The sequence below is a fragment of the Pseudomonas sp. G1002 genome, from assembly GCF_013385455.1.
Classification (GTDB): domain Bacteria; phylum Pseudomonadota; class Gammaproteobacteria; order Pseudomonadales; family Pseudomonadaceae; genus Aquipseudomonas.
In genome coordinates this window covers 154946-178685 of the sequence record NZ_JACAPY010000029.1, presented here as the reverse complement: position 1 = coordinate 178685, position 23740 = coordinate 154946, and the positions used below count along the sequence as shown (strand labels likewise).

Annotated in this window: 23 protein-coding genes; 10 read left to right on the top strand and 13 right to left on the bottom strand. The window is 61.4% G+C overall.

Features of this window, described 5'->3' with window-relative positions:
• Positions 1 to 39 precede the first annotated feature (39 nt).
• Together HX801_RS20250 and HX801_RS20245 are read right to left on the bottom strand one after the other, a co-directional pair.
• Positions 40 to 1182: a phytanoyl-CoA dioxygenase family protein gene (locus tag HX801_RS20250; protein ID WP_003215107.1), complete on the bottom strand. Its 1143-nt coding sequence runs from the start codon at positions 1180 to 1182 to the stop codon at positions 40 to 42.
• Positions 1182 to 2027, bottom strand: coding sequence for an SDR family oxidoreductase (locus tag HX801_RS20245; protein WP_177022608.1), 846 nt, complete (start codon positions 2025 to 2027; stop codon positions 1182 to 1184). Before HX801_RS20245 ends, HX801_RS20250 begins: the two co-directional genes overlap by 1 nt.
• A 123-nt stretch (positions 2028 to 2150) precedes the next feature.
• Here HX801_RS20245 and HX801_RS20240 point away from each other — a divergent pair, with 123 nt between their 5' ends.
• Both HX801_RS20240 and iolG read left to right on the top strand, forming a co-directional pair.
• Positions 2151 to 3176 carry a LacI family DNA-binding transcriptional regulator gene (locus HX801_RS20240; protein WP_003215111.1) on the top strand — a complete coding sequence of 342 codons (1026 nt, stop codon included), beginning with the start codon at positions 2151 to 2153 and terminating at the stop codon, positions 3174 to 3176.
• 36 nt (positions 3177 to 3212) lie between these two features.
• Complete coding sequence (gene iolG, locus HX801_RS20235; RefSeq protein WP_102369211.1) at positions 3213 to 4217, top strand: inositol 2-dehydrogenase; 1005 nt, start codon at positions 3213 to 3215, stop codon at positions 4215 to 4217.
• Between the two features lie 42 nt (positions 4218 to 4259).
• On the opposite strand, the gene HX801_RS20230 is transcribed toward iolG, so the two are convergent.
• Together HX801_RS20230 and HX801_RS20225 are read right to left on the bottom strand one after the other, a co-directional pair.
• On the bottom strand, positions 4260 to 5426 hold the full coding sequence (locus HX801_RS20230) for a cystathionine gamma-synthase (protein ID WP_008436288.1): 1167 nt from the start codon (positions 5424 to 5426) through the stop codon (positions 4260 to 4262).
• Entirely contained in the window at positions 5423 to 6799 is a 1377-nt protein-coding gene (locus tag HX801_RS20225) for a cystathionine beta-synthase (protein ID WP_003215116.1), read from the bottom strand. Before HX801_RS20225 ends, HX801_RS20230 begins: the two co-directional genes overlap by 4 nt.
• A gap of 265 nt (positions 6800 to 7064) precedes the next feature.
• On the opposite strand from HX801_RS20225, the gene atzF reads away from it, so the two are divergent.
• Positions 7065 to 8864 (top strand): allophanate hydrolase, encoded by a 1800-nt coding sequence (gene atzF / locus HX801_RS20220; RefSeq protein ID WP_177022607.1) that lies wholly within the window; start codon positions 7065 to 7067, stop codon positions 8862 to 8864.
• Between the two features lie 2 nt (positions 8865 to 8866).
• Complete coding sequence (locus tag HX801_RS20215) at positions 8867 to 9553, top strand: GntR family transcriptional regulator (protein ID WP_177022606.1); 687 nt, start codon at positions 8867 to 8869, stop codon at positions 9551 to 9553.
• Positions 9554 to 9701: 148 nt separating this feature from the next.
• On the opposite strand, the gene dapA is transcribed toward HX801_RS20215, so the two are convergent.
• A complete protein-coding gene (gene dapA / locus HX801_RS20210; RefSeq protein ID WP_177022605.1) occupies positions 9702 to 10565 on the bottom strand; it encodes a 4-hydroxy-tetrahydrodipicolinate synthase in 864 nt (287 codons plus the stop codon).
• A gap of 292 nt (positions 10566 to 10857) precedes the next feature.
• On the bottom strand, positions 10858 to 11826 hold the full coding sequence (locus HX801_RS20205; RefSeq protein WP_177022604.1) for an alpha/beta hydrolase: 969 nt from the start codon (positions 11824 to 11826) through the stop codon (positions 10858 to 10860).
• 96 nt (positions 11827 to 11922) lie between these two features.
• On the opposite strand from HX801_RS20205, the gene HX801_RS20200 reads away from it, so the two are divergent.
• On the top strand, positions 11923 to 12402 hold the full coding sequence (locus tag HX801_RS20200) for a VOC family protein (protein WP_087695027.1): 480 nt from the start codon (positions 11923 to 11925) through the stop codon (positions 12400 to 12402).
• A gap of 13 nt (positions 12403 to 12415) precedes the next feature.
• On the opposite strand, the gene HX801_RS20195 is transcribed toward HX801_RS20200, so the two are convergent.
• Both HX801_RS20195 and HX801_RS20190 read right to left on the bottom strand, forming a co-directional pair.
• The gene (locus HX801_RS20195; RefSeq protein WP_008436297.1) at positions 12416 to 13579 is read right to left on the bottom strand and encodes a GGDEF domain-containing protein; all 1164 of its coding nucleotides are present in this window, start codon (positions 13577 to 13579) and stop codon (positions 12416 to 12418) included.
• A 70-nt stretch (positions 13580 to 13649) separates the two neighbouring features.
• Positions 13650 to 14270, bottom strand: a complete 621-nt coding sequence (locus tag HX801_RS20190; protein ID WP_177009454.1) for a LysE family translocator — start codon at positions 14268 to 14270, stop codon at positions 13650 to 13652.
• Positions 14271 to 14511: 241 nt separating this feature from the next.
• On the opposite strand from HX801_RS20190, the gene HX801_RS20185 reads away from it, so the two are divergent.
• Positions 14512 to 15078, top strand: coding sequence for a hypothetical protein (locus HX801_RS20185; RefSeq protein ID WP_177022603.1), 567 nt, complete (start codon positions 14512 to 14514; stop codon positions 15076 to 15078).
• A gap of 175 nt (positions 15079 to 15253) precedes the next feature.
• Here HX801_RS20185 and HX801_RS20180 read toward each other — a convergent pair whose 3' ends face one another.
• Both HX801_RS20180 and HX801_RS20175 read right to left on the bottom strand, forming a co-directional pair.
• Positions 15254 to 16399 carry a serine hydrolase domain-containing protein gene (locus HX801_RS20180; protein ID WP_177022602.1) on the bottom strand — a complete coding sequence of 382 codons (1146 nt, stop codon included), beginning with the start codon at positions 16397 to 16399 and terminating at the stop codon, positions 15254 to 15256.
• A gap of 71 nt (positions 16400 to 16470) precedes the next feature.
• Entirely contained in the window at positions 16471 to 17538 is a 1068-nt protein-coding gene (locus HX801_RS20175) for a fatty acid desaturase (RefSeq protein ID WP_177022601.1), read from the bottom strand.
• 315 nt (positions 17539 to 17853) lie between these two features.
• Between HX801_RS20175 and HX801_RS20170 the strand changes: the two genes are divergently transcribed.
• Positions 17854 to 18417: a recombinase family protein gene (locus HX801_RS20170; RefSeq protein WP_102604935.1), complete on the top strand. Its 564-nt coding sequence runs from the start codon at positions 17854 to 17856 to the stop codon at positions 18415 to 18417.
• A 159-nt stretch (positions 18418 to 18576) separates the two neighbouring features.
• On the opposite strand, the gene HX801_RS20165 is transcribed toward HX801_RS20170, so the two are convergent.
• A complete protein-coding gene (locus HX801_RS20165) occupies positions 18577 to 19113 on the bottom strand; it encodes an ATPase AAA (RefSeq protein WP_008436317.1) in 537 nt (178 codons plus the stop codon).
• Between the two features lie 121 nt (positions 19114 to 19234).
• Here HX801_RS20165 and HX801_RS20160 point away from each other — a divergent pair, with 121 nt between their 5' ends.
• The gene (locus HX801_RS20160) at positions 19235 to 19603 is read left to right on the top strand and encodes a hypothetical protein (RefSeq protein WP_008436319.1); all 369 of its coding nucleotides are present in this window, start codon (positions 19235 to 19237) and stop codon (positions 19601 to 19603) included.
• Positions 19604 to 19619: 16 nt separating this feature from the next.
• Here the strand turns inward: HX801_RS20160 and HX801_RS20155 are convergent, their stop codons facing one another.
• Positions 19620 to 20501, bottom strand: coding sequence for a LysR family transcriptional regulator (locus HX801_RS20155; RefSeq protein WP_003215146.1), 882 nt, complete (start codon positions 20499 to 20501; stop codon positions 19620 to 19622).
• 122 nt (positions 20502 to 20623) lie between these two features.
• Between HX801_RS20155 and HX801_RS20150 the strand changes: the two genes are divergently transcribed.
• Positions 20624 to 21754, top strand: a complete 1131-nt coding sequence (locus HX801_RS20150; protein ID WP_177022600.1) for an epoxide hydrolase family protein — start codon at positions 20624 to 20626, stop codon at positions 21752 to 21754.
• Here HX801_RS20150 and argC read toward each other — a convergent pair.
• Positions 21738 to 22670 carry an N-acetyl-gamma-glutamyl-phosphate reductase gene (argC, locus tag HX801_RS20145; protein ID WP_177022599.1) on the bottom strand — a complete coding sequence of 311 codons (933 nt, stop codon included), beginning with the start codon at positions 22668 to 22670 and terminating at the stop codon, positions 21738 to 21740. The two genes, HX801_RS20150 and argC, sit on opposite strands and share 17 nt — an antisense overlap.
• A 112-nt stretch (positions 22671 to 22782) precedes the next feature.
• Here argC and HX801_RS20140 point away from each other — a divergent pair, with 112 nt between their 5' ends.
• Positions 22783 to 23676 carry a LysR family transcriptional regulator gene (locus HX801_RS20140; protein ID WP_177022598.1) on the top strand — a complete coding sequence of 298 codons (894 nt, stop codon included), beginning with the start codon at positions 22783 to 22785 and terminating at the stop codon, positions 23674 to 23676.
• Positions 23677 to 23740: the final 64 nt, after the last annotated feature.

Here is a 23740-nt window from a genome sequence, read left to right as displayed (position 1 = left end):
CCGTTTTTTTGTTGTTTTGAAAGACGTTGAAAACATTCCTCAGCCTTGGCGTTTGGCGTGTAGTTGCGCAACGCGTTCGGCAAAGGTCTCGCAGGGCCAGCGTTCGTTCAGTGCCTGCAACATCAGTTGCTGCCCGGTTTGCGGAGCCAGGCCCTGTAAGGGTGGGTCGGTATCCAGGTTGGTGGGAAAGGAATAGCCATCGGCGGTGCAGGCGATCACCGCGTGCAGCGCCTCGCCATCCATGACGTTGTCCGCCAGGCGCTCCAACAGGCAGGGGTACAGCGCCAGCATCATCCGGTCGCGGTCCACAGCCTCCATCGTTTTGCCGAACGCCGAGGAGATTTGCAGCAGGTTGGCCATGCGCTGGCGGTCCGGTGTGCGATTGGTGCCAGCGGCGTGAAACAGGGCCGGGTTGAAGAACAGCAGGTCACCTTTGTTCAGCGGCAATTGCACGGCATGCTGCTGGAAGTACTCGATGAATTCAGTGCGCCTCCAGGCCAGGTAGCCCAGTGGGTATTGCTGGGAAAACGGCAGCAGTTGGGTCGGGCCGGTTTCCAGGGGCATGTCGCTGTGGGCCACGGCCCCTTGCAGCGTGAGGTATTGGGACAGCGTGTGCAGGGGCAACGGAAAGCGCTCCACCACGTCGATGGTCTGGAACCCGAGGTGATAATCACGGTGCGGTTGCTGGGCTTGGCCACCGGGGTGCACCACGTTGACCTGGGCCGTGACTTGGTAGCCCGGGCCGAGCCAGGCTTGTGCGATCAACCCCAGCAGTGGGTTGGCGTAATATTCGACAAAGGATGCCGGCGACTGCAGTGCGGCCTTCTGTAATGAGTTCCAGATACGTCCGTTACTGCCGGCCTTGGCGAAGTGGTCGGCGGCCACACCTTGCGCAGCCTCTTGGGCAAAGATCGCTTCGAATACCTGGCTGTGACGGTCGACCACGTCCAGGTCGGCGTAGCCCTGGCGCACCACCATCACTCCCGGCCCCTGGCTGAACAGGCGATGCAGTTCGTCCAGCACGGCGTGACGATCGCCGTTGCGCAGTGCCTGGGCCTGATAGATCGGGATGTTGCTGCACACTTCGGCGCAGTGCGGGTAGTCCTCGGCAGCCGCCTGCTGGGCACAGATCGAGTGAAAATCTTCCAGTTGCACTGCGTCGGCGCTGACAAAGGCAGGCATCACGCACCCTCCACCAGGCTCAGGGCCTGATCGGGGCGTGGGGTGCCGCCGTCGCCACAGCCGATGACGCCTTGCTCCAGGTCGATCACCGTGCCGGTCATCATTCCCGACTCGCGTGACAATAGAAATGCCACGCTCTGGGCCACCTCTTCAGGTTTGAGCAGGCGGCCGAAGGGCTGCTCGGCTTCGGCGGCCTCCAACCAGCCATCCCCGGCACCGTGGTAGTGCCGCTGGATTTCATCCTCGTGAGGTGTGTCCATCCAGCCGATGTTCAAGCCGTTGACCCGAATCCGGTTGCGCAGGGCGCTGAACGCCACGTTTTTGGTCAGAATCGCGAGAGCGCCCTTGGACGCCGCGTAGGCACTCAAGAACGATTGCCCGCCGTGGCCGGTGACACTCTGGATATTGACCACTGCACCTTCAACCCTCTGGCTGATCATCAGCTTCAAGGCTTCCTGCATCAGGAAAAACGGCGCCCTCACATTGACCGCAAATAGTCGATCAAACAGTTCGGGGGAGGTGTCGAGAATGGTGCCGCGATCCGACATCCCGGCGCAGTTGATCAGCCCGTTGAGGGTGCCGAAGTGGGCACGGGCCGCCTCGATCACGGCGCGGCAGTCGCCAATCTGTTCCAGGTCCGCCTGGACAAACACCGCGCGGCAATCGAGCGCTGCCAACTGCCGTACTTGCTCCTGGCCCTGGTCCGGACGGCGTCCGCAGATGATCAGGCCGGCAGCACCGCGCCGCGCCAGGGTATGGGCGACGGCAGCCCCCAATCCCTGGGTGCTGCCGGTGACGACAAAGTATTGGCCTTTGAAGGTATGGCTGAGGTCGGTTGAAGGCATCGGGGTCTCCTGGGTTTTTGTTGTTTTGAAGGCCGGGCTCGACGCCGGGCAAAACTGAGACTAGCATTGCGGTCACCTCAACGAGTCTCAAAAAAACCTCAAAAAGACCTCAGGTCCAACAGCATGCTCGAACGCGCTAAACACTTTTCCATCAAGCAACTGGCCACCCAGGCGGGCGTCAGCAAGGCGACAGTCGATCGCGTCTTGCATGAGCGCGGCAGCGTGCACGCCCAAACCCGGCGGCGTATCGAACAGGCTCTGGATGAGCTGGAATCCCAGGAAAAAAATGGCCTGGCAGTAGGCCGTACCTTTCATGTCGATGTGATCATGCACACGCCCAAGCGCTTCAGTGCGGCGGTGCAGGCCGCCATCACCGCCCAACTGGGCAGCCTGGCACCGTTTCGTATCGCCCCGCGGTTTCATGTGTTCGAAGAGATCGAGCCTCAGGCGATGCACGACCAATTGCTGCGCTGCCTCGAGACCGGCAGCCAGGGTGTGGTGCTCAAGGCCGCGGACGAGCCGGCGGTGAATCTGGCGGTCAAGCACCTGGCGGCCGCAGGTATTCCGGTGGTGACCCTGGTCACCGATCTGCCCCACAGCGAGCGCATCGGCTACGTAGGCATGGATAACCGCACCGCCGGACAAACCGCCGCGTACCTCCTGTCCCGCTGGCTGTCACCCCAACCCCAGGAAGTGGCGGTGGTGATTGGCAGCGAATTGTTCCGGGGCGAGGAAGAACGCGAAATGGGCTTTCGCATGTGGCTGCGCGGCCGTGCGACGCACCTGCGGGTACTGGATATCAGCGGTGGGTACGGCGTGTATGACCGAACATTTGCCCGGGTCACCGATGCGTTGAAGCAGCATCCCGAACTGAAGGCGGTGTACAGCGTCGGCGGTGGCAACCGGGCAATTGTCGACGCCTTTGCGGCTCTGGATCGCCCGTTGGACGTGTTTATTGCTCACGACCTCGACGAAGAGAATCGCCAGCTGTTGGCTGAAGAAAAAGTCGCCGCGATTATCGATCACAACCTGCAGATCGATGCGCGCCATGTGTTTCTGCACATCCTGCAATTTCATCGGCTGTGGAAGGCTGGGCCGATTGCGCCGTCACAGGTACAGATCGTCACACCGTTCAACCTGCCGGACTGAATCTCCACACCCAATAACAATCCCAGGAGTTCGACCATGCTACGTATCGCTGTCCTTGGTGCAGGGCGCATCGCCAACATTCACGCGGCCAATGTCGCGGCCCATCCTGATGCCACTCTGGTGGTGGTCGCCGACCCCTGGCGGGAGGGCGTCGATGGCTTGGCTGCGCAGCTGGGTTGCGAGGCGGCCTATGACTGCGCAGCAGTGCTAAGTCGGGACGATATCGACGCGGTGGTGATTGGCACACCCACCGACACTCATATCGATTTGCTGCTGGCGGCCGTGTCCCAGGGCAAGGCCGTGCTGTGCGAGAAGCCCATTGACCTGGATTTCGCCAAGGCGCGGGCGGCGGCGCAAGCTGTGGAGCGCGAGGGCGGCAAAGTCATGCTGGGCTTCAACCGCCGCTTCGATCCCGACACGCTGCGCCTGCGCCAGGCCATCGACGCGGGGCAAATTGGTGCTGTGCGGCAGGTGATCATCACCAGCCGCGACCCGGGGTTGGCGCCACGGGATTACCTGGCACATTCCGGCGGCATCCTGCGGGACATGACCATTCATGACTTCGACATGGCGCGGCACCTGCTGGGTGAAGAGCCCATTGAAGTCGGCGCGATAGCCAGCCGGCTGGTAGATCCGAGCCTGGCGCAGATTGACGACTTCGACAGCGTGATGGTGCTGCTGCGCACCGCATCCGGGAAACAGTGCCATATCAACTGCTGTCGGGAGGCGGTCTACGGGTATGACCAGCGACTTGAGGTATCCGGGGCCAAGGGGGTGCTGCTCACGGATAACCATCGACCCAGCACCTTGCGCCATTGGAACCACGAGCACACCGAGGCGTTGGAGCCGTTGCAGCATTTCTTCCTGGAGCGTTATGCGGATGCCTACCGCAATGAGTTGGGGCAGTTTATCCAGGCACTGAGCGCGGGGCGCGCGCTGCCCACCAACATGCGCGATGGGCTGTATGCGTTGCACTTGGCGGACTGTGCGCTGGAGTCCATCAAGACCGGGCGAATGGTTGAGGTCAATTACGCTATTTAAGGTGTTGCCGGAGCGGGCATGCTCGCTCCGGCAGATTGCGCGTTAGATTTTTGCCAACGCCTGCGCCAGATCCGCCCGCAGGTCTTCCACATCCTCAACCCCCACCGACAACCGCACCAACCCATCACCAATCCCCAGCTGCGCCCGGGTCGCTGCCGGGATGCTCGCATGGGTCATGATCGCCGGGTGCTCGATCAGGCTTTCAACGCCCCCCAGGCTTTCAGCCAACGCAAAGATCTTCACGTTTTCCAGGAAGCGTGTCGCTCCTGCCAGGTCGCTTTTCAGGTCCACCGAAATCATCCCGCCAAACCCGCGCATCTGCCGGCGTGCCAGCTCATGCTGCGGGTGTGATGCCAGGCCTGGGTAATAAACCCGCGCCACTTGCGGCTGTTGCTCCAGCCACGTCGCCAGTTCCAGCGCATTGCTGCAATGGCGCTCCATGCGCAGCGCCAGGGTCTTCACCCCGCGCAAGGTCAGGAATGCGTCGAACGGCCCGGCAATCGCGCCCACGGAGTTCTGCAGGAAGCCCAGGCGCTCGGCCAGTTCAGGATTCTGGCCGACCACCGCAATGCCGCCGATCACATCGGAGTGGCCGTTGAGGTACTTGGTAGTGGAGTGCACCACGATGTCGAAACCCAGCTCCAGCGGGCGCTGGATCCACGGGCTGGCGAAGGTGTTGTCGGCCACGCAGATGATGCCCCGGGCCTTGCAGATGCGGGAGATGGCACTGAGATCGGTCAGGCTCAGCAGCGGATTGCTCGGGGTTTCGACCCAGACCATCCGCGTGTCGTCCTGCAGCGCGGCTTCGAAGGCCGACAGGTCGGTCAGGTCGACGAAGCTGAAGCGATGCCCGGCGCTGCGCTGGCGCACTTTGTCGAACAGGCGGAAGGTGCCGCCGTACAAGTCATTGCCGGAAACCACGTGGGAACCGGCGTCGAGCAGTTCCAGCACGGTGGAAATCGCCGCCAGCCCGGAGGCGAACGCGAACGCCTGGGTGCCGCCTTCCAGGTCGGCCACGCAGCGTTCCAGGGCGAAGCGCGTCGGGTTGTGGGAGCGCCCGTAGTCGAAGCCCTTGTGAACGCCGGGGCTGTCTTGCAGGTAGGTGGAGTTGGCGTAGATCGGCGGCATCAGCGCCCCGGTGGTCGGGTCCGGGGATTGCCCGGCATGGATCACGCGGGTGGCGAAGGCGCTTTTATCGTGCTGGGTCATGCAAGGGATCTCCGTAGGTGATTGAGCAGGTCGACGCGGGTGATCAGGCCGTGAAAGCCCGAGGCGTCGGCAATGATTGCCACCAGCCCGCGATCCAGCTCGGCCTGCAATTGCGCAAGGCTGGCGCTGGGTGCGAGGGTGTGAAGGGCGTTGGTCATGGCGCTGCCCACGGTCATGGAAAAGTGCGCGGCGTTCTGATGCAGGCCGAGCAATACATCCGACTCGTCGAGCACCCCCACCAGTTGCTTGCCGTCCACCAGCACCGGCAGCTGTGAGACGTCGGCCAGGCGCATGCGCTGGAAGGCGGTGAGCAGGCTGTCGTCGGGGCCGACGCTGATCACCCGGCCGTCCTCGAAACGACGGGCGATCAGGTCGCGCAGGTCGCCGTAGTGTTTGTATTGCAGCAGGCCGGCGTCGTTCATCCATTGGTCGTTGTAGACCTTCGACAGGTAGCGCGTGCCGGTGTCGCAGACGAAGGTGACCACGCGCTTGGGCTCGGTCTGTTCGCGGCAATAACGCAGGGCGGCGGCCAGCAGGGTGCCGGTGGAGGAGCCACCGAGAATGCCTTCGGCCCGCAGCAGTTGGCGGGCGTGGTCGAAGCTTTCTTCGTCGCTGATGGAATAGGCGTGGCGCACGCTGGAGAGGTCGGCGATCGAGGGGATGAAGTCTTCGCCGATACCTTCCACGGCCCACGAGCCGGGCTCGGTCATGGTGCCGCTGCGGCTGTACTCGGCCATCACCGAGCCGACCGGGTCGGCCAGCACCATGGCCAGGTCAGGTTGCACGCGCTTGAAGAAGCGCGTCAGGCCGGTGAGGGTGCCGGCCGAGCCGACGCCAACCACGATGGCATCCAGGTCATGTTGGGTCTGGGCCCAGATTTCCGGGGCGGTGCTGGTCTCATGGGCCAGGGGGTTGGCCGGGTTGTTGAACTGGTCGGCGAAGAACGAATCGGGAATGTCCTTGGCCAGTCGCGCCGCCACATCCTGGTAATACTCGGGGTGGCCCTTGCCGACATCCGAGCGGGTGATGTGCACCTCGGCGCCCATGGCTTTCAGGTGCAAGACTTTCTCGGTGGACATCTTGTCCGGCACCACCAGTACCACCCGGTAGCCTTTGGCGCGTCCCACCAGGGCCAGGCCGAGGCCGGTATTGCCGGCGGTGGCTTCGATGATGGTGCCGCCGGGGCGCAGGCGGCCATCCCGCTCGGCGGCGTCGATCATGGCCAGGCCAATGCGGTCCTTGATGGAGCCGCCGGGGTTCTGGGATTCAAGCTTGAGGAACAGCGTGCACGGGCCGGTATCGAAGCGGCTGACCCGCACCAGCGGGGTATTGCCAATCAGTTCGAGCACGGCGGGGCGGGAAGCGGTGGGCATGTCGTCACCTGGCTACGGAAAGGGCGTATGGGATGGACAGCAGCGTTTACAACATGGTTTCGAACATAGGCCGGTATCGGGCCGCTCGCAACCGCGCGGCCGCCAGAATGTCTTTTTTTGGCGCATTGCTGCTTCATGACGGAGCACGGCTGGAGGCGATCCATCGGCGGGTTTTCTGTCAACCTCACGTATTCATTGGCTTGCAGCTGATTGGCCCAGGGATTGCTAAAAGAAATCCAAACTTGGATACAAGATGGAATCCTCAATGCGCAACGAACAACTCGGCTGGACCCTGGGTGAATGGCAAGCTGCCTACCGCAGCCAGGCGCTGACTCCCGACATCCTGTTGACCCTGGCGAGCACGTTTCCCGCCGCGGACAGCGCCTGGATCAGCCAGGTGCAACCGCAGCAATTGCGTGACCAGTTGGCGCAGTTGGCCGAGCGGCTTGCGGCGGTCGACGGCGATATCGACCAGTTGCCGTTGTATGGCGTGCCGTTTGCCATCAAGGACAACATCGATGCGGCGGGTTGGGAAACCACGGCGGCGTGTCCTGAGTTTGCCTATACCGCCGCGGCGGATGCCTCGGTGGTGGCGCGGTTGCGGGCGGCCGGGGCGATCCTGATGGGCAAGACCAACCTCGATCAGTTTGCCACCGGCCTGGTGGGTACACGCTCGCCCTACGGCGCGGTGGGCAACAGTTTTAACCCGGACTATGTCAGCGGCGGTTCCAGCTCGGGTTCGGCCTCGGTGGTTGCCCGCGGGCTGGTGGCGTTTTCCCTGGGCACCGACACCGCCGGTTCCGGGCGGGTGCCGGCGGGCTTCAACAATATCGTCGGGTTGAAGCCGACCAAGGGGCGCTTGTCCAACACCGGACTGGTGCCGGCCTGTCGTACCGTGGACTGTATTTCGGTGTTTGCGCTGACGGTTGAAGATGCCGAGACGGTTGCGGGCGTCGCTGCTGCTTACGACGCCAGCGACGCCTATTCACGCGTCAATCCCAACACTGCTCCCGTAGCGGTCGGCGCCACGATCAAGCTGGCGGTTCCGGCCAGCCTGGAGTTTTTTGGCGATGCGCAGAACCAGGCCGTATTTGAACAGGCGCTGCTCAGGTTCCAGTCCCTCGGCGCCGAAATCACGGCGGTGGATTTCAGCCCGTTTCAGCAACTCGCCGAGCAGCTCTATTACGGCTCCTGGGTTGCGGAGCGCACGGTGGCACTGGAAGGCATGCTCGCCAGCAACGCCGAAGCGATCAACCCGGTGGTACGTGGCATTGTGGAAAACGGCCACACGTACGGCGCCTGCGATGCCTATAAAGCCGAATACCTGCGCGCCGAACTGAGCCGCCGCATCAACGACACCCTGGCCGGTTTCGACGCCTTGCTGGTGCCGACATCGCCGACGATCCGCACCCTGGCGGAAATGGCCGTGGAGCCGGTGCTCTACAACTCGCAGTTTGGCTTCTACACCAACTTCACCAACCTGGCCGACCTCTCGGCACTGGCCGTGCCCGCCGGGCTGCGCAGCGACGGCCTGCCGTGCGGCGTCACCCTTATCGCACCGGCCTGGCACGACGCCGCCCTGGCGCATCTGGGCAAGCGTTGGCAGGCCGGCCTTGATCTTCCGCTCGGCGCTACCCAACGCAATCTGCCGCAACCGGCACCGGCGGGGCAGGCGCCCGGCAGCGTGCGGGTGGCGGTGGTTGGGGCGCATCTCACCGGGATGCCGCTGAACTTCCAGCTGACCAGCCGCAACGCCGTGCTGGTGGAGCAAACCCTGACAGCGGGCAACTACCGCCTGCATGCACTGCCGGGCACGGTTCCGCCCAAGCCGGGGCTGGCCAGGGATGACTCGGGCCGCTCGATCATCGTCGAGCTGTGGGACATGCCTGTCGCACGCTTTGGTGAGTTCGTCGCGGAGATTCCCGCGCCGCTGGGCATCGGCAACCTCACCCTGGCGGACGGGCGCAGCGTGAAGGGTTTTATCTGCGAGCCCTGGGCCCTGGCAGGCGCTACTGACATCACCGAATTCGGCGGCTGGCGCGCCTACATGGCGAGCAGGAACTAGGCATGCAGCTCTCAACCACGAGAAAACCCGGCGAACGGCCGGACAGCCTGGCGGAACGGGTCTACCAGCAGGTGAAGGACGACATCTTTGGCTTTCGCCTGCTGCCGGGTGATCGCTTCAGCGAAGGCGACGTGGCCGAGCGCATGCAGGCCAGCCGCACGCCGGTGCGCCAGGCGCTGTATCGGCTGGAGCGGGAAGGGTACCTGGAGGTGTTTTTCAGGAGTGGCTGGCAGGTGCGGCCGTTCGACTTCAACTATTTCGAAGAGCTTTACGACGTAAGAATCGTGCTGGAGTTGGCCGCTGTCAGCCGCTTGTGTGGCATGACGGAGCAGGGGCTTGAACGGCTTGAAGCGATCTGGCGGGTGGACGAAAGTGCCCGGCTGGATGACGCACAGGTCGTCTGCGCGCTGGATGAGGAGTTCCACTGCGGGTTGGTGCAGGCCACGGGCAACGCTGAAATGGCGCGCATGCATTACGAGATAACCGAGAAAATCCGCATCATTCGGCGGCTGGATTTCACTCAGCAATCACGTATTGCAGCGACCTATGAGGAACATGCAAGCATCCTCGATGCGATCTCGGCACGGCACCGCGATCTGGCGCAGCAACTGCTCAAGACTCACATCGAGGTGAGCAAGCAGGAGGTGCGCAAGATCACGTTGCATCGGTTGGCGGTGGCGAGAGGATAAGCCCTCCGTGTCCTGTGGCGAGGGAGCTTGCTCCCGCTGGGGTGCGAAGCGCCCCCAAAACCGGTCACCCCATTTTACCTGGCGAAAACGCGGTGCCTGAATTGGGGCTGCTGCGCAGTCCAGCGGGAGCAAGCTCCCTCGCCACGGGTTATTGCCGCACGCCTAATACTTGCTGCAACCGATTTGTCACCGTCTCACTCGCCCCCAACATCGGCGCCCGCAACTCACTGCCGATCAAACCCTCCATCGCCAGCGCGGCCTTCACCGGCGCCGGATTGGGCTCCACGAACATTGTGTGAATCAACGGCAGCAGCCCGAAAAACGTCTCGCGAGCCGCCAGCAACCGGTTGTCGCGAACCTGTCGATGCAGCGCCACAAAATCTGCGGTACGCACATGCGCCGACGCGGCAATCGCGCCGGTCGCTCCCAGGCACAGCGCGTTGAATATCTGCACATCCTCGCCACACAACACATCCACATTCCCGCTGGCCAGCAGCGCCAGGGTATTGGCCAGGTTGCCGCCACAATCCTTGATCGCGACGATCCGTTCATGGGCGACGATGTTCAGCAACGTCGCCTGTTCGAAGGCGATACCGGTGCGGTAGGGAATGTCATACAGAATGATCGGCACACTGGACGCATCGGCCACGGTGCGGAAGAACGCCTCAAGGCCCGCCTGGGACGGGCGGATGTAGCTCGGCGGCGGTACCAGCAAACCGGCCACCGCGCGTTGCAGGATTTCACTCTGGAACTGCAGCAGCTCAATCTGGTTATACCCCGCCAGGCCCATTACCACCTGCTGCGGCGGTACCAGTTCCAGTACGGCATCCAGCATCGCCAACTGCTCACGGCGGCTCAGTGCTGCGGCTTCGCCGGTGGTGGTACAGACCATGATCCCGGCCGCGCCTTGTTCCAGCAGATGGCAGACCAGGCGGCGCAAGCCGATGAAGTCGATAACGCCGTTATGAAACGGTGTAACGACGGGAACCCAGATACCTTGAAACGATGACATGCGCTTTCTCCTGATGGTTGACCGATTTCGTCACCGTCAGAAGGGCAGAGGGAAGTAAGCAAGAGGAGGGGGCCTTCGCGCTCAATGTCCTGTCAGCTCATCTGACGGGACAGCGCGCCCCGGTCACATGAGCGACTGTTTCTTCGATTTGAGGGCGTGCGCAACGCAACCTTGCGCCTTGGCAATCAAGCCAATGACGGAAAAGTTGAAGGTCGTTGCAGACATTGAGGACACACCCTGAAGAAGGCGCTTATCTTTATGGATTATTACAGGGTGTGTCAACTCACGGCGATCAGTCGCGGTTCAACCAGTGGCGCACGAAACGCACCTGCTCTGCCGACAGTTCTGCGTCTTCCGGCGCGCCCATGAAACCGCCGTGGGGCATTGCTTCAAAGATGTGCAGTTCCACCGGTACCTCGGCCTGGCGCAGCGCCCGGTGCAGGCGTACGGCGTTGGACAGGAACAGGTCGCGGGTGCCGCTTTGCACGAACGTCGGCGGGAAGCCTGGTGCGAAATCCCCGAACAGCGGCGACAGGTACGGGTGAGACAAATCCGCGCCAGCGGCGTACAGCAGGTTGGTGCTCATCAGCGGGTTGGGCAACACCACGTCGACGGTGCGGTTGACCTGGAAGCTGTCGCCCGATTCGGTCAGGTCCACTTCGGGTGACAGCAATACCAGCGCGGCCGGCAGCGGCAAGCCTTCGTCGCGGGCGCGCAGCACCATGGCAGCGGCGAGGTTGCCTCCGGCCGAGCGTCCGCCGATCACGATCTTGTCCGGGGTGTGGTGCTTCAGCACATGCCGGTAGGTGGCCATACAGTCATCGAGTGCCGCCGGGTACGGATGGTCAGGCGGCATGCGGTAGTCCACGCCGTAGCAGGTCAGGTTGTGCAGGTCGGCGTGCTTGCCGGCGGCGAGGCGGGCGTTTTCGCCGCCGCCGAACACCAGGGCGCCGCCGTGCAGGTCGATATAGGCGAACTCGGCCCCGTATGCCGGCGTCGCCCGGTACACCGTGGCGTCTTCCACGGTGAATGTCTCAACGTGGTCTGCCGTCTGTCCCGCCTGGGACGCCGCGTACTGTTGGGCAACTGCGGCCTGCATGCGGCGCCAGCCAGCGTGGTCATCGGGTGCGGGCAGGGTGTACAGGCTGTTCAGCGGCACGCCATCGGCGTTCACCATGCGTTGCAGCATCGCCTGGGCCTCGGGGCTGATGGACCGCGGAGCCGGGATGATTCGCGGGTCGATCCTTACACCATTACTCATTCTCTGCACCGTTTGGGTTCATGTCAGGACGCGAACGCATTCTTGTCGGTAGCGGTACTACACTGCAAGTCCGAACCTCCACGCTGGAGAACACTCATGCTCAGCAAAAACACGGTGTGCCTTTGGTACGACGGCAGTGCACTGGACGCTGCCAACTTCTACGCCAGGACCTTCCCGGACAGCGCAGTGACCGCGGTCCATCACGCCCCCGGGGATTATCCGGCGGGCAAACAGGGCGATGTGTTGACCGTGGAATTCACCGTCATGGGTATTCCTTGCCTGGGGCTGAACGGAGGCTCCGGCGTGCAGCACAACGAGGCGTTTTCGTTCCAGGTGGCCACCGACGACCAGGCGGAAACCGACCGCTTGTGGCACGCGATTGTCAGCCATGGCGGCCAGGAAAACGTCTGCGGCTGGTGCCAGGATAAATGGGGGGTGAGATGGCAGATTACCCCGCGTGTACTGAGCGCGGCGATCACCCATCCCGACCCGGCAGCGGCCAAGCGGGCGTTTGATGCGATGATGGGGATGACCAGGATTGATATAGCGGGGATTGAGGCGGCGCTCAAAGGTTGATGCACCGATTGAGTCAATCGGCGCCCACCGCAGTCCGGTCCACCAGACGAATACGGTTGCGTCCGCCACGCTTGGATTCATACAGCGCCGCGTCGCCTTGCTCGATCAAGGCCGCGAGGCTGGCGGGCGGCGTGTCGAACAGGCTGGCGCCGATGCTCAATGTCACCGCCTCGGGCGTGGCGAACGCCTGCGAGGCAGCCTGATGAAACTGTTCGCGCAGGGCACTGCCCAGCGCGACAATGCGCGCGTTCGAGGTGTCATTAAGCAGGATCACGAACTCGTCGCCACCCAACCGCGCCGCCAGCGAATCATCGGGCAACTGCGCGCGAATCATCTCGCTCAGGGCCACCAGCAGCCGGTCGCCCGCGGTATGGCCGTACAGGTCGTTGATCAGCTTGAAATTGTCGATGTCGATCAACAGCAGGGCACCCGGCCGGGCCTGCGAGACTTCGCTCAGCAGGCTTGGCGCGCGCATTTCAAGGGCGCGGCGGTTGTACAGCGCGGTCAACGGGTCGCGGGCGGCCAACCGTGCAATCTGTTCCTCACGGCGGTAGCGCTCGGTGCCGGTCATCGACAATGCAATCAGCATGATCGCCATGGCGCCTTCCACCAGCGACACCTGAATGATCTCGCCACGAAACGCCGTCAGGTCGATCAGTGTCCCCGGCACGATCGCCACCAGCGACTTGGCCAGATAGAACAGCCCGTGGGCCAGCAGCACATAGCGCAGTTGCACCGCGCCCACGCTGAGTGATCGGCCATGGGGGCGCAACAGGAAACTGGCCCGCAGGGTCGGCAGGGCAACCAGCAGCGAGTTGGCCAGCAGCATGGCCCTGGACCACGACTGTCCTTCCGGCAACAGCAGCATGGCAAACCAGGCCACGAACATCAGGTACCAGGCGCGAGACAGGCGCACCTGGGTGAAACGCGCAACGCCCAGCAGGAACAGCCAGTGGGCGGTGATCAGCAACCCGTTGGCGAACCAGATGCCGATCAACAGCAGGCCGCTGGCCCGCAACAGCGCCAGGGTGCTGCCCACGCTGATGATGGCGAAACCGGCGGTCCAGTACAGCAGCGACGGTTCGCGAACGTTGCGCCACTCGACCGCCAGGTACAGCGCGGCGGCGCCTGCCAGGGCGATGGTGAGGACCAGTATGGTGATGGGGTCGAGCGCCATGGGCGAACTGGCCTGCCTGAGTTGCGGTGAGACGGCGATTGTAAGCGTTTTCGCCGGTTTTTCGCAGTGCTCAGGCCCTGCGCGCCATCAGCAATACCGTCGCGGCGGCCGACAACAACCCCGCACAGCAGCGGTTGAAAATCCGCTTGCCCCGAGGCTGCGCGAACCAGCGGCGCATATGCAAACCCATATAGGCGTAGGCGCTGATGGCGAACCATTCCAGCGCCAGGAACATCGCTCCCAGCAGGGCAAATTGCGGCGTGATCGGACGTGCCGGGTCGACGAATTGCGGCAGGAAGGCGGTAAAAATCAGGATTGCCTTGGGATTGCCGGCGGCCACCAGGAACTCCTGTCGCGCCAAGGCCCACAAGCCCGCCTTGGGCGCCGTCGACTCAGCCTCCGCGTGCGGATTGGACCGCCACAGTTGATACGCCAGATAGAATAGATACGCCGCCCCCAGGATCTTGATCCCGTAGAACAACAACTCCGAGGTTTGCAGCACCACCGCCAGCCCGGCGGACGCGAGGGCGATCATCCCGGCAAAGGCCAGCAGTCGCCCGACGCCTGCCAGGCACGAAGTGCGGTAGCCGTAGCGGGTGGAGTTGCTCACGGACAGCAGGTTGTTCGGGCCTGGCGCCATGTTCAGGGCGAAGCAGGCCGGGAGGAAGAGGGTGAGGGTGGCGAGGTCCATGGGGGGGCTCCGGCGGGCGCTGGCAGGTAAGGCCACGAGGATAAGGGATGTGAGGCGGTTGAACAATTTGCGCTAATGGGTAGAACCGATGGCGCTCTGGCCATGTCTGTGAGTCGCGGGTAAATAGATCGGTCACCATGACGCTCATTCGTTAATATGCCCGGCATGCCAATCGGGTAAAGGAAGTTGGCGTGAAGCACGAAGCGCTTTTCCCGGGAATTAAAAATAGAGTAGGCAGGGAATGGAATATCCTTCATTTGAAAACAAATCAAAGAAAAGAACCTTGTTGTTGGTGGTGTGTCTGTTATTTGGAGCATGGATTGCTTATACGCTCTGGGCCGGTCGCATTGTAATGCGAACGGTTTTAATGCCATCGATTCCCGAGTGGACGACCTATATAGTCATTGGTTGTCTGGTTGGACTCTTTTTTGCTGCAAGGGCTACCTACTATCGTCCGGCTGTAAGAAACCCGAACCGTGTTGGAGAATCTTTTTTTGGTGGTTTTTGCCTGGGTCTGATTTTGTCCTTGCACAGTTATGACGTCATTACGTACCTGTTGCCCGGCGACATTGTTCAGTATGCGTCACCTTACGAGCTGGTGACTCCGGGGCCCTACGTTGGAAAGTTCAGTCGTTGTGAGGCGGGTCTGCGGATTAAGGATTTAAAGACTGAGCGCTGGGTTGCGCTTTGTACCACTCAGTCGGAATTCAACGATCAAAGAAAGACAGGCATGAATGCAGTGTGGGTGACTGCTCATTCAAACAATATAGGTTCTTATATCGAGGCGTATGAATTTATTTATAAATAAATCATGTCGTCGTTGTACCAGCCTTCGTTCATAAGCCAATGACTCATTGTTGGCCGGGAGGGGAAGGTTTCGGTTTGCCATCAGCCACTTGTGTCTTGCCACAAACTTGCTGCGTTGCATTCGGCAGTAGTGCGCCCCCTTGAAAGCCTCAGATGAACAGATCCGCCCCTTGCCTTCAAAGCGCCGCATAGACTAGGGATGAAAGTCGGCGGGGGCGTGGATCAATCATCGAATGGCTGCCCGAAGTCGTGGTGACAAAACCGAAGCTCACTTGTTTTTCGGGATCAGCGAAACTGATCGGGCCACCAAGCCCGATATGGCCAAAGGTGTTCGGGCCCATTGCATGGGAAGCCGTCGGGTCGCGTTGCTGCTCGAGCATGCAACCCAATCCATAACGCATGGGGCGCATCCATACTCGATCCATGCCATGACTGTGCTCACGGCTGAATTCAGTAAGCAGCTCGGGACCGATAAAGTTTCCTGCCATCAATGCACTGTAGAAACCGGCCAGGCCATGAGCCGAACCGTGTCCACACACGGCGGGTTGCCGGTAGGCCCACCAGCGAGGGTCACTGGTTCGTCTGGGCACCATTCCGGGGTTGGTGAAGGCGAGCGTCGCGATATGCGACGGCTCGTTTTTCACCACGGTTCGCAACGCCTGCGAGTAAGGGTCACCGACTCGTCCCGTGGCACTGTCGAAACGCGCGATACGATGAAAGTGTTCTTCGTTCACGCCAAGGTGCACGTCCAACTCATGGGGATCGAGAATCTCTTCGTGGATAAACTCACAGGGATCTCGTCCGTCCACCCGGCGAATCAACTCGCCGAGGATCCAGCCAAACGTGGTGGTGCCGTAGCCCAGGTCCGTTCCCGGTTCCCACCACAGCGGCTCGGCCTCCAGCAGTCGCAGCATATGCTCCCAGTCATACATCATGGGGTTATGGTCGGGCCCCCGCAGCGCCGGCAGGCCTGCGGTATGGTTCATCACCTGGCGCAGGGTGACCTTTGCTTTCCCGCTCCGGGCGAACTCGGGCCAGTAACGGGCCACGGGTGCATCCAGCTCCAGCTTGCCCGCCTCAACCAACATCAGGACGGCCACCGCGACATAGGGTTTTATTACGCAGAAGGTATTGGCCAGCGTATCGCGGGTCCAGGGTTTCGTGCCCGCCTGGTCTGCCATGCCGGCCCACAGGTCGACAACGATCTCTGCGCCTACCTGCACGCACAGGCCGGCCCCACGTTCCTGCGGATCATCGAACATGTCCTCGAAGGCCTGCTTGACCGCTTCAAACTGCTTCGCACATATCCCTTGCGCTTTCATACCTCAACGTCCTCGTATTTGAAGTGTGGCCCTTGATACTTACCGAACACCGATAATGGTTGTGGAGGAATTCACCCACGAGACCGAGTTTGGGAGTGCTCCATGGAAAAGCGATTGGCTCGTTTGTAGGTGCCGAAGTCATTGAACCTGACACCGGCCTGGGCCATGACTTTATGAGCATAAGGTGCCGTCATCTGACGCAGATAAAACGGGTCTCTCACCACGAAGTGATGGATGCTGTGAGTGCTGCCAAAGTTAAAACAGAACAACTGGAACGGCCACAGCCACCAAGGGTTCATTACCTGGGTTTGTTGTAATGCGTTACGCGGGGCAACATCGCCGTAATAGTGCATATTTGAACTTATAAAGAACAGGCAGAACTGCCGTATCATATTGGGCGCTATAAGAATAACCACTGCACTATTGACGATATCCATTAGTTCCAGCGTCGTAGCAGCGCTGTGAACCTCCATCCCGGTAATTGACCCAAGCCAGACATACAGGTGGTAGCCGAGGAACACATACCAGCACCCCCAATACAGAAGCCCGAATGGTGTATTGAGCCGAATGATCTTGCCTAACAATTTTACCTTTTGCCGCCATCCCGGGGCAAACACCGCATTTAGAAAACCAAATACAAAGCCGTCCACCAGTTTCAGTAATCGCAGTATTCCCCAAGGACTGCCGCTCGTGGTGATCCAGGCTTCAACATCAGAATCAGTTCCGGACTCCTTATGGTGATGAAAGTGCAGACTGCGTCTTAGCCACGGGCTGGGCATACCCGGGCGTGCCAGCCAGCAGAAGAGCATCATGGCATTATGGGCCAGCGGCTGTTTTCTAAAATAAAGGCGATGAATCAGGTCATGTTCGATTTCATGAATGAACGAAGTCAGCAGCGCATTGACCAGAATACACATCCATGCGGGGATAAAACCCTTTAGATAGAGCCCTCCCGTAATGACCATCCCTATCAGGGAAAACGCCATGACACTCGCGCCCAGAGCATCCTGGTGCTGCAGGATCGGATAACGCTTTCGCAGGTAGTTCCCATGATCGGTAATACTGCGGGTTACCTTATCAATCTTTTCCTGATCGGTAGTTGGGCGATCAATTTCGATGGCGCCTTCCAAGACATTCATCCATTCATCCTCTGATTGCATCGAGAAATTAACAGTCGCGTCAAGCCGCTCATGTCAATTATTTGAGCTGTAAAACAGTAGATACTCATATGGGTTGCTTGAATTGCACGGGGCATTCAAGGAATACGAAATCGACTTTTTTGCGAAAAGCTTGTTAGAATTCCATGCTTCAAAATGATAAGGGAAGTTCAACTTTTTGCAACTGTGTATTTTGGGTGGGTTCAGTGTTACAAGTGCGGTGTAAGGAATTGATGATTTAGTTACAGTTTGTACAAGTATAAAATGACGCTGTACAAGTATTGCCAAGGAGGCACCATGAGATTGCATCGCATCAAATATTTCCGGCGCGCTCTAAAAGAGCCCGAGGGTGGCGTAGAGAAAATAACAAGCGACGATGTATTTGATGCCGTGTTTTGCGATGAGCCGGCAGACAATGCCGCGAATCCTGCAGGCCTGGAAAGGCTACTCCGCTACCTGCAGTGCGGGGATACCGTGGTGGTGGACAGCATGGCAGCGCTGACTTCAAGCACGGAGCAGCTGTGCGCCATCATTCGCCGGTTGATTGAAAAGCAGGTCACGCTGGAGTGTTTGAACGAAAACCTGGTTTTCCGGCATGACTGTCTTGAAGTCGTGGAGTCGATCATTGCGGTAATGGAGCTGATTGCAGAGTTCGAGCGCGCTGCGATGAGGGAAAGACAGGCGGCGGGAATTGCCAGTGCAAAGAATCGTGGGACTTATAGAGGTCGCAAGAAAAAACTGTCTGACAATCAGGTTGTAAACTTGATTGACCGGGCCGCTGCTGGAGAAAGTAAATCCAAGTTGGCGCGTGATTTTGAAATCAGTCGGCAGACGCTCTATCGGTACTTGAGATCCAGATAGAGGCTTCTTCGGGTCGCACGAGGGAGCGGCTGCCAACAAGATCCTACAGTTGAAAAAACCTGTCAGGACGGCATGGCCCGAGGGCGGTGGAAGTCTTGCCATCAATGATTTCTTCACTGGCAAGACGACCCACTATCGCGGCCAACGCTCCTGCTCCCTCTATTCAAGGCAGCCTTCAGATGCTGCGGGCAAGCGCTCGAGAAACTCGGCGATCTGCTGGCCACCGCGCAAGTGCACCACGGGCACCGACGGGCCTGCCGCCAACCGCACCGCCTCGATACCTGGCCGGTGGCCGCGATCAAACGTCCACACGTACTTCAGGAATGTCAGGAACTCCCGGTCGAGTTTCTCGGTACAGCCGGCGGGAATATCCGGGCGCGGGCGGTTCAGCGCACTGCGCAGGATCACCCGGGTAAAGCAGGTGAGCCGTGGCGTGTCGAGCCAGATGATCAAATCGGCACGGGGCAGGCGCAGGTCGAACGTGCGCCGCGCATAGTTGCCTTCACACACCCAGCCATCGGCGGCAACGGCGTCGCGCACGCGGGTACGGAACTGCTCGGCGTCGGGCTCGACCCAGCCGGGCGACCAGAACAGGGTGTCCAGGTGCACCACGGGCAGGCCCAGGCGTTGTCCGAGGGCGCGGGCGAGGGTGGATTTTCCGCTGCCCGCATTACCGAGAATCACGATGCGTTGCATGAAGGGACGTCCTGTCGCGGGAAAGCCCACAATTGTGCAGGTTTTACATGACCGACAAAAGCCATATGAGGTAGGTTGGGCGCCCCGGAATGGACCCTCTCGACCAAGGAAGCGCCTGTCAATGCCAAATGCCTTTTGCCAAATCAGCGAACGCCTGGACAACCGCCGGTTTATCGTCGCGGGCAACACCCATGGTGTGTCCGGTACAGGCACCGTGTTTCATTACCACGTCGATGAAAACGCCATATGGGGCACCTACCAGGGCGGCCGGATTCGCATGGGCAATCAAGTCGGGCGCGCCACAGGCCCCGATACCATCGAGTTGCTGTACCAGTGCCTGACCACCGAGGGCGAGATTCTTGCCGGCTGGTCCCGGGGCACGCTAGGCGTGGATGACGCCGGGCGTACCACCCTGGCCTTCGTCTGGGGCTGGTTGTCGGGCGCGACGGGAGGCGGGGAGTCGAGCTACGTCGAACTCGTTGCCGAGTAATCATGCAATTTCGCGCCTACTGGAACCGCTCAACCAGGTAGTCGACAAAACACCGGACCCGCGCCGGCGTGTGGGTACCGCCGAGGAACACGGCATGGATCTCTTCGCCATCGCCTGGATTGAATGCCTCCAGCAGCGGCACCAGCCGACCCGCCTGAATGGCGTCCGCCACGGTCTCGGCGCAGACCCGCGCGATGCCGATGCCCTCGGCCGCCAATTGGCCCTGGGTGTCACCGTTATTGGTTTCGACATGGCCCTTGATCGTCAGTGAATAGTCGTGGCCATCCTTGCGAAACGGCCAGGTGGGCGCCGCACGCTTGAAGTTGAAACCGATGCAGTCGTGATCTAGCAGGTCTTCCGGCACCTGCGGCGTGCCGCGTCGTGCCAGATAGCTCGGCGCAGCAATGATGACCTTGTGGGTGGCGCCCAGCCGGCGGGACGTCAGGCTGCTGTCGGGCAGCGGGCCCAATCGCACTGCGACGTCGGCTTGCCCGGCGGCGATGTCGACCACGGTGTCGGTCAGGTTGATGTCCACCAGGATGTCCGGGTAACGCTGAATGAACTCGCCCAACAACGGGATCACGAAGGTCCTGCCATACAGCAGCGAACTGCTGACCCGCAGGCGCCCGCGGGGTGAACTCTGGTCGGTAATCTGCTGTTCGGTTTCCCGCAGGTCCGTGAGGATCCGCCGGGCGCACGACAGGTAGGCGGCACCCTCCGGGGTCACGGTCAGTGAGCGCGTGGTTCGCAGCAACAGGCGTACGCCCAGCCGGGCCTCCATGCGGTCCAGCACCCGCGCGATGGAGGAGGGCGCAAGGTTCAAGCGACGCGCGGCCGCCGAGAAACTCGCGGTTTCGGCCACGAGGGTAAAGATTTCCAGTTCGTCCGTTATGTCCACGGGAAACTCACTTGTGCGTTTTTCGCAAAGGCCTTTAGCGGCGTAATGGGGTTCACATCGGTTTTTGTCGGGTTCAGTATTGCGTAAAGCAATGTAATACGGAAACTCACCAGGAGAATCCCATGATCTTGCCCTACACCATCAATGTCCCCGACGAACGTCTTGTGGCCATCCGCGACAAAGTCGCCGCCTACGATTGGACCCGGCTTCCCGATTTGGGAGGGTGGAAGTCGGGCGTTGGCGTGCGCGACCTTCAGCGCCTGGTCGCTTACTGGCTGGAATCCTATGATTGGCGCCGGGTCGAAAAACACCTCAACCAACTGCCCAACTTCATCACCGAGATTGAGGGCGAGCACCTGCACTTCGTCCATGTGCGGGGCGACGGTTCCAGGCCGCCGATCCTGCTGCTCCATGGCTGGCCAGGTTCGTACCTGGAATTCGAGGCGCTGCTGGAACCGCTGGCGGCTGACGGACACGATGTGATCGTGCCGTCGCTTCCGGGGTTTGCATTCTCCAGGCCGATCACCGGAGTGATTGGCCCACGTCGGGCGGGCGAACTCATGCATGGGCTGATGGCCCGGCTGTTCGGGCCAACCCGCTTCATCGTTCAGGGCGGTGACTGGGGTTCGGGCATCGCCGGTTGGATGGCCCACGATCGGCCCGAGGCGTTACTGGGGATTCACCTGAACATGGCCGACCTGCTGGCCCAGGGCACCGTTGCGACCACGCCGGAGGAGGAGGCTTTCGTCGCCCGGCGTGACGTGCTGATCGACTGGGAAACCGGCTACAACCACCAGCAGGAAACCCGCCCGCAGACCCTGGGTGTCGCGCTGGCCGACAGCCCGGTGGGGGCCGCGGGATGGATCCTCGAAAAAATCGGCACATGGGCCGATCTGCCCACTACCGCCGATGGCAGCCCGGATCTCTGGGGCACCTTTACCGAGGAGCAACTGCTGACCAACATCATGTTGTATCTCGCGCCATCTTCCATGGTCACCGCGACGTGGATGTATCACGGCAAGCGCCTTGAGGGATCGTCAAAATTCCCGGCCGGCACCCGCATCCAGGTGCCGACCGGATTTGCCGCCTTTCGTGATCCGGTGTTCGTGCCGCCGCCGCGCTCATTTGCCGAAAAGACCTTCAACATCGTGCACTGGAGCGAGATGCCCGCCGGCGGTCACTTCGCGGCCTGGGAGCAGCCGGCGTTGATGCTGGCGGACCTGCGCGCCTTTATCGCTACGGTCTCGGCTTGATCATCAAATCCAGGTTTTGCACGGCGGCACCTGCGGCGCCCTTGCCGAGGTTGTCGAACACCGCCGCCAGCAGGACCTGGCCCGTCTCGTGGTTTTCACGCACGATCAAACGCACATCGTCCGTGCCGTTCAGCGCTTGAGGGTCGAGGTAGGTCAACTCCCTCGCAGCCTGCATCGACAGCACCTGTACGTGACGGGTGTCGCGGTAGTGCTGCGTCAGGCAGGCATGCAACCGCGCCGCGTCCACGCCCGGGGCCAACAGCCGCAGTTGCAGCGGGATGGTCAGCACGATGCCCTGGCGGAACGCCCCGTAGGCCGGCACAAACAGCGGCGGCTGCGTCAGCCCGCTTTGCTGCTGAATCTCCGGCACATGCTTGTGTGCCAGTCCCAGCCCATACACCAGGAACGCGGGCGCCTGTGAAGCGTCGGCGCCCTCGTGCTCCTGCACCCCGGCGCGGCCCTTGCCGGAATAGCCCGAGACGGCATGAATGGTCGTCGGGTAGTCCCCGGGCAGCAGCCCGGCCTCAAGCAACGGGCGCAGCAACCCAATCGCACCGGTGGGATAGCAACCGGGATTGCTCACCCGCTGCGCCGTGGCAATGCGTTGCGCCTGTTGCGGGGTCATCTCGGCGAAACCGTAGGTCCAGTCGGGATGAGTGCGGTGTGCCGAACTCGCGTCGATCACCCGCACGGCCGGATTGTGGATGCTGGCGACGGCGTCCCGTGCGGCGTCGTCAGGCAGGCAGAGAATCGCGATATCGCAGGCGTTGATCATCTCGGCGCGCTGCTGCGGGTCCTTGCGGTGTTCAGCGCTGAGGGTGATCAGTTGCAGATCGGTGCGGTCGCGCAGGCGTTGATGGATCTGTAGCCCGGTGGTGCCTTGGTCGCCGTCGATGAATACAAGAGGATTTGCCATGGGATGCACTCGGATAGGAAATCAGGTGTTCCAATCTTCGGCCAGCCGCTAGGATAGGAAAAGTTGAATTTCCAAGCGATGAAGTTCAGTTTTTATGAACGAGGATTGACCCATGCGCGAAATCAGCCTGGACCGCCTGCGTACGTTGGTGGCGATTGCCGACCTCGGTTCGTTCGCCGAGGCAGCCCGCATGCTCAACCTGGCGCCACCCACCGTCAGCCTGCATATCGCCGACCTGGAGGCGCGAGTGGGCGGCAAGCTGCTATCGCGTACCCGTGGGCGGGTGCAGCCTTCAGCGATTGGCGAAACCCTGGTGGAGCGCGCGCGCCGCTTGTTGGCGGATGCCGAGCAGGCGCTTGAAGACGTGGAGCGACAGGTGCAGGGGCTGGCGGGGCGGGTGCGTCTGGGAGCCTCAACCGGAGCCATCGCACAGTTGCTGCCGCAAGCCCTGGAAACCTTGAGCCAACATCATCCCGCCATTGATGTGCAGGTGGCGGTGCTCACGTCGCAGGACACATTGAAGAAGCTGGCCGAGGGCGCCCTGGAGATTGGCCTGGTGGCGCTGCCCCAGGCACCGGTGAAGGGCTTGCGGATCGAGCCCTGGCGGCGCGACCCGGTCATGGCATTTTTGCCGGCGCGCCGGGAATGCCCCGAGGTGGTAACACCCGCCTGGCTGGCTGCCCAGCCGCTAATCCTGAATGACAACACCACCCGGCTTTCGCGCCTGACCGCCGAATGGTTTGCCAGTGAAGGATTGCAGCCCACACCGCGTATTCAACTGAACTACAACGATGCGATCAAAAGCCTGGTGGCCGCCGGTTATGGCGCGACGTTGTTGCCCCATGAAGCGTCCACGCCGTTGACCGACAGCCGGATTGTGATGCGGCCATTGCAGCCGTTGTTGTGGCGCCAGTTGGGTATCGCGCATCGTGCCGGAAACGTCGAACGGCCGACGCAGCACGTGCTGGATGTGTTGTGGGGGTTGAGCGTCGGTCATACGGATTGACAGGGCCCGACTATGGGACTTTATTTCTATGAGCATGATGCCAAATTAGTGGCGACTTCCCGAT

Bases quoted from the DNA above. Each gene is read 5' to 3' on its own strand.
- HX801_RS20205 (WP_177022604.1), bottom strand. From the start codon at position 11,826: ATGAGTAATGGTGTAAGGATCGACCCGCGAATCATCCCGGCTCCGCGG.
- HX801_RS20170 (WP_102604935.1), top strand. From the start codon at position 17,854: ATGAGATTGCATCGCATCAAATATTTCCGGCGCGCTCTAAAAGAGCCC.
- atzF (WP_177022607.1), top strand. From the start codon at position 7,065: ATGCGCAACGAACAACTCGGCTGGACCCTGGGTGAATGGCAAGCTGCC.
- HX801_RS20160 (WP_008436319.1), top strand. From the start codon at position 19,235: ATGCCAAATGCCTTTTGCCAAATCAGCGAACGCCTGGACAACCGCCGG.
- HX801_RS20200 (WP_087695027.1), top strand. From the start codon at position 11,923: ATGCTCAGCAAAAACACGGTGTGCCTTTGGTACGACGGCAGTGCACTG.
- HX801_RS20250 (WP_003215107.1), bottom strand. From the start codon at position 1,182: ATGCCTGCCTTTGTCAGCGCCGACGCAGTGCAACTGGAAGATTTTCAC.
- HX801_RS20165 (WP_008436317.1), bottom strand. From the start codon at position 19,113: ATGCAACGCATCGTGATTCTCGGTAATGCGGGCAGCGGAAAATCCACC.
- HX801_RS20190 (WP_177009454.1), bottom strand. From the start codon at position 14,270: ATGGACCTCGCCACCCTCACCCTCTTCCTCCCGGCCTGCTTCGCCCTG.
- iolG (WP_102369211.1), top strand. From the start codon at position 3,213: ATGCTACGTATCGCTGTCCTTGGTGCAGGGCGCATCGCCAACATTCAC.
- HX801_RS20185 (WP_177022603.1), top strand. From the start codon at position 14,512: ATGGAATATCCTTCATTTGAAAACAAATCAAAGAAAAGAACCTTGTTG.
- HX801_RS20175 (WP_177022601.1), bottom strand. From the start codon at position 17,538: ATGAATGTCTTGGAAGGCGCCATCGAAATTGATCGCCCAACTACCGAT.
- dapA (WP_177022605.1), bottom strand. From the start codon at position 10,565: ATGTCATCGTTTCAAGGTATCTGGGTTCCCGTCGTTACACCGTTTCAT.
- HX801_RS20230 (WP_008436288.1), bottom strand. From the start codon at position 5,426: ATGACCCAGCACGATAAAAGCGCCTTCGCCACCCGCGTGATCCATGCC.
- HX801_RS20240 (WP_003215111.1), top strand. From the start codon at position 2,151: ATGCTCGAACGCGCTAAACACTTTTCCATCAAGCAACTGGCCACCCAG.
- HX801_RS20150 (WP_177022600.1), top strand. From the start codon at position 20,624: ATGATCTTGCCCTACACCATCAATGTCCCCGACGAACGTCTTGTGGCC.
- HX801_RS20140 (WP_177022598.1), top strand. From the start codon at position 22,783: ATGCGCGAAATCAGCCTGGACCGCCTGCGTACGTTGGTGGCGATTGCC.
- HX801_RS20245 (WP_177022608.1), bottom strand. From the start codon at position 2,027: ATGCCTTCAACCGACCTCAGCCATACCTTCAAAGGCCAATACTTTGTC.
- HX801_RS20225 (WP_003215116.1), bottom strand. From the start codon at position 6,799: ATGCCCACCGCTTCCCGCCCCGCCGTGCTCGAACTGATTGGCAATACC.
- argC (WP_177022599.1), bottom strand. From the start codon at position 22,670: ATGGCAAATCCTCTTGTATTCATCGACGGCGACCAAGGCACCACCGGG.
- HX801_RS20180 (WP_177022602.1), bottom strand. From the start codon at position 16,399: ATGAAAGCGCAAGGGATATGTGCGAAGCAGTTTGAAGCGGTCAAGCAG.
- HX801_RS20215 (WP_177022606.1), top strand. From the start codon at position 8,867: ATGCAGCTCTCAACCACGAGAAAACCCGGCGAACGGCCGGACAGCCTG.
- HX801_RS20195 (WP_008436297.1), bottom strand. From the start codon at position 13,579: ATGGCGCTCGACCCCATCACCATACTGGTCCTCACCATCGCCCTGGCA.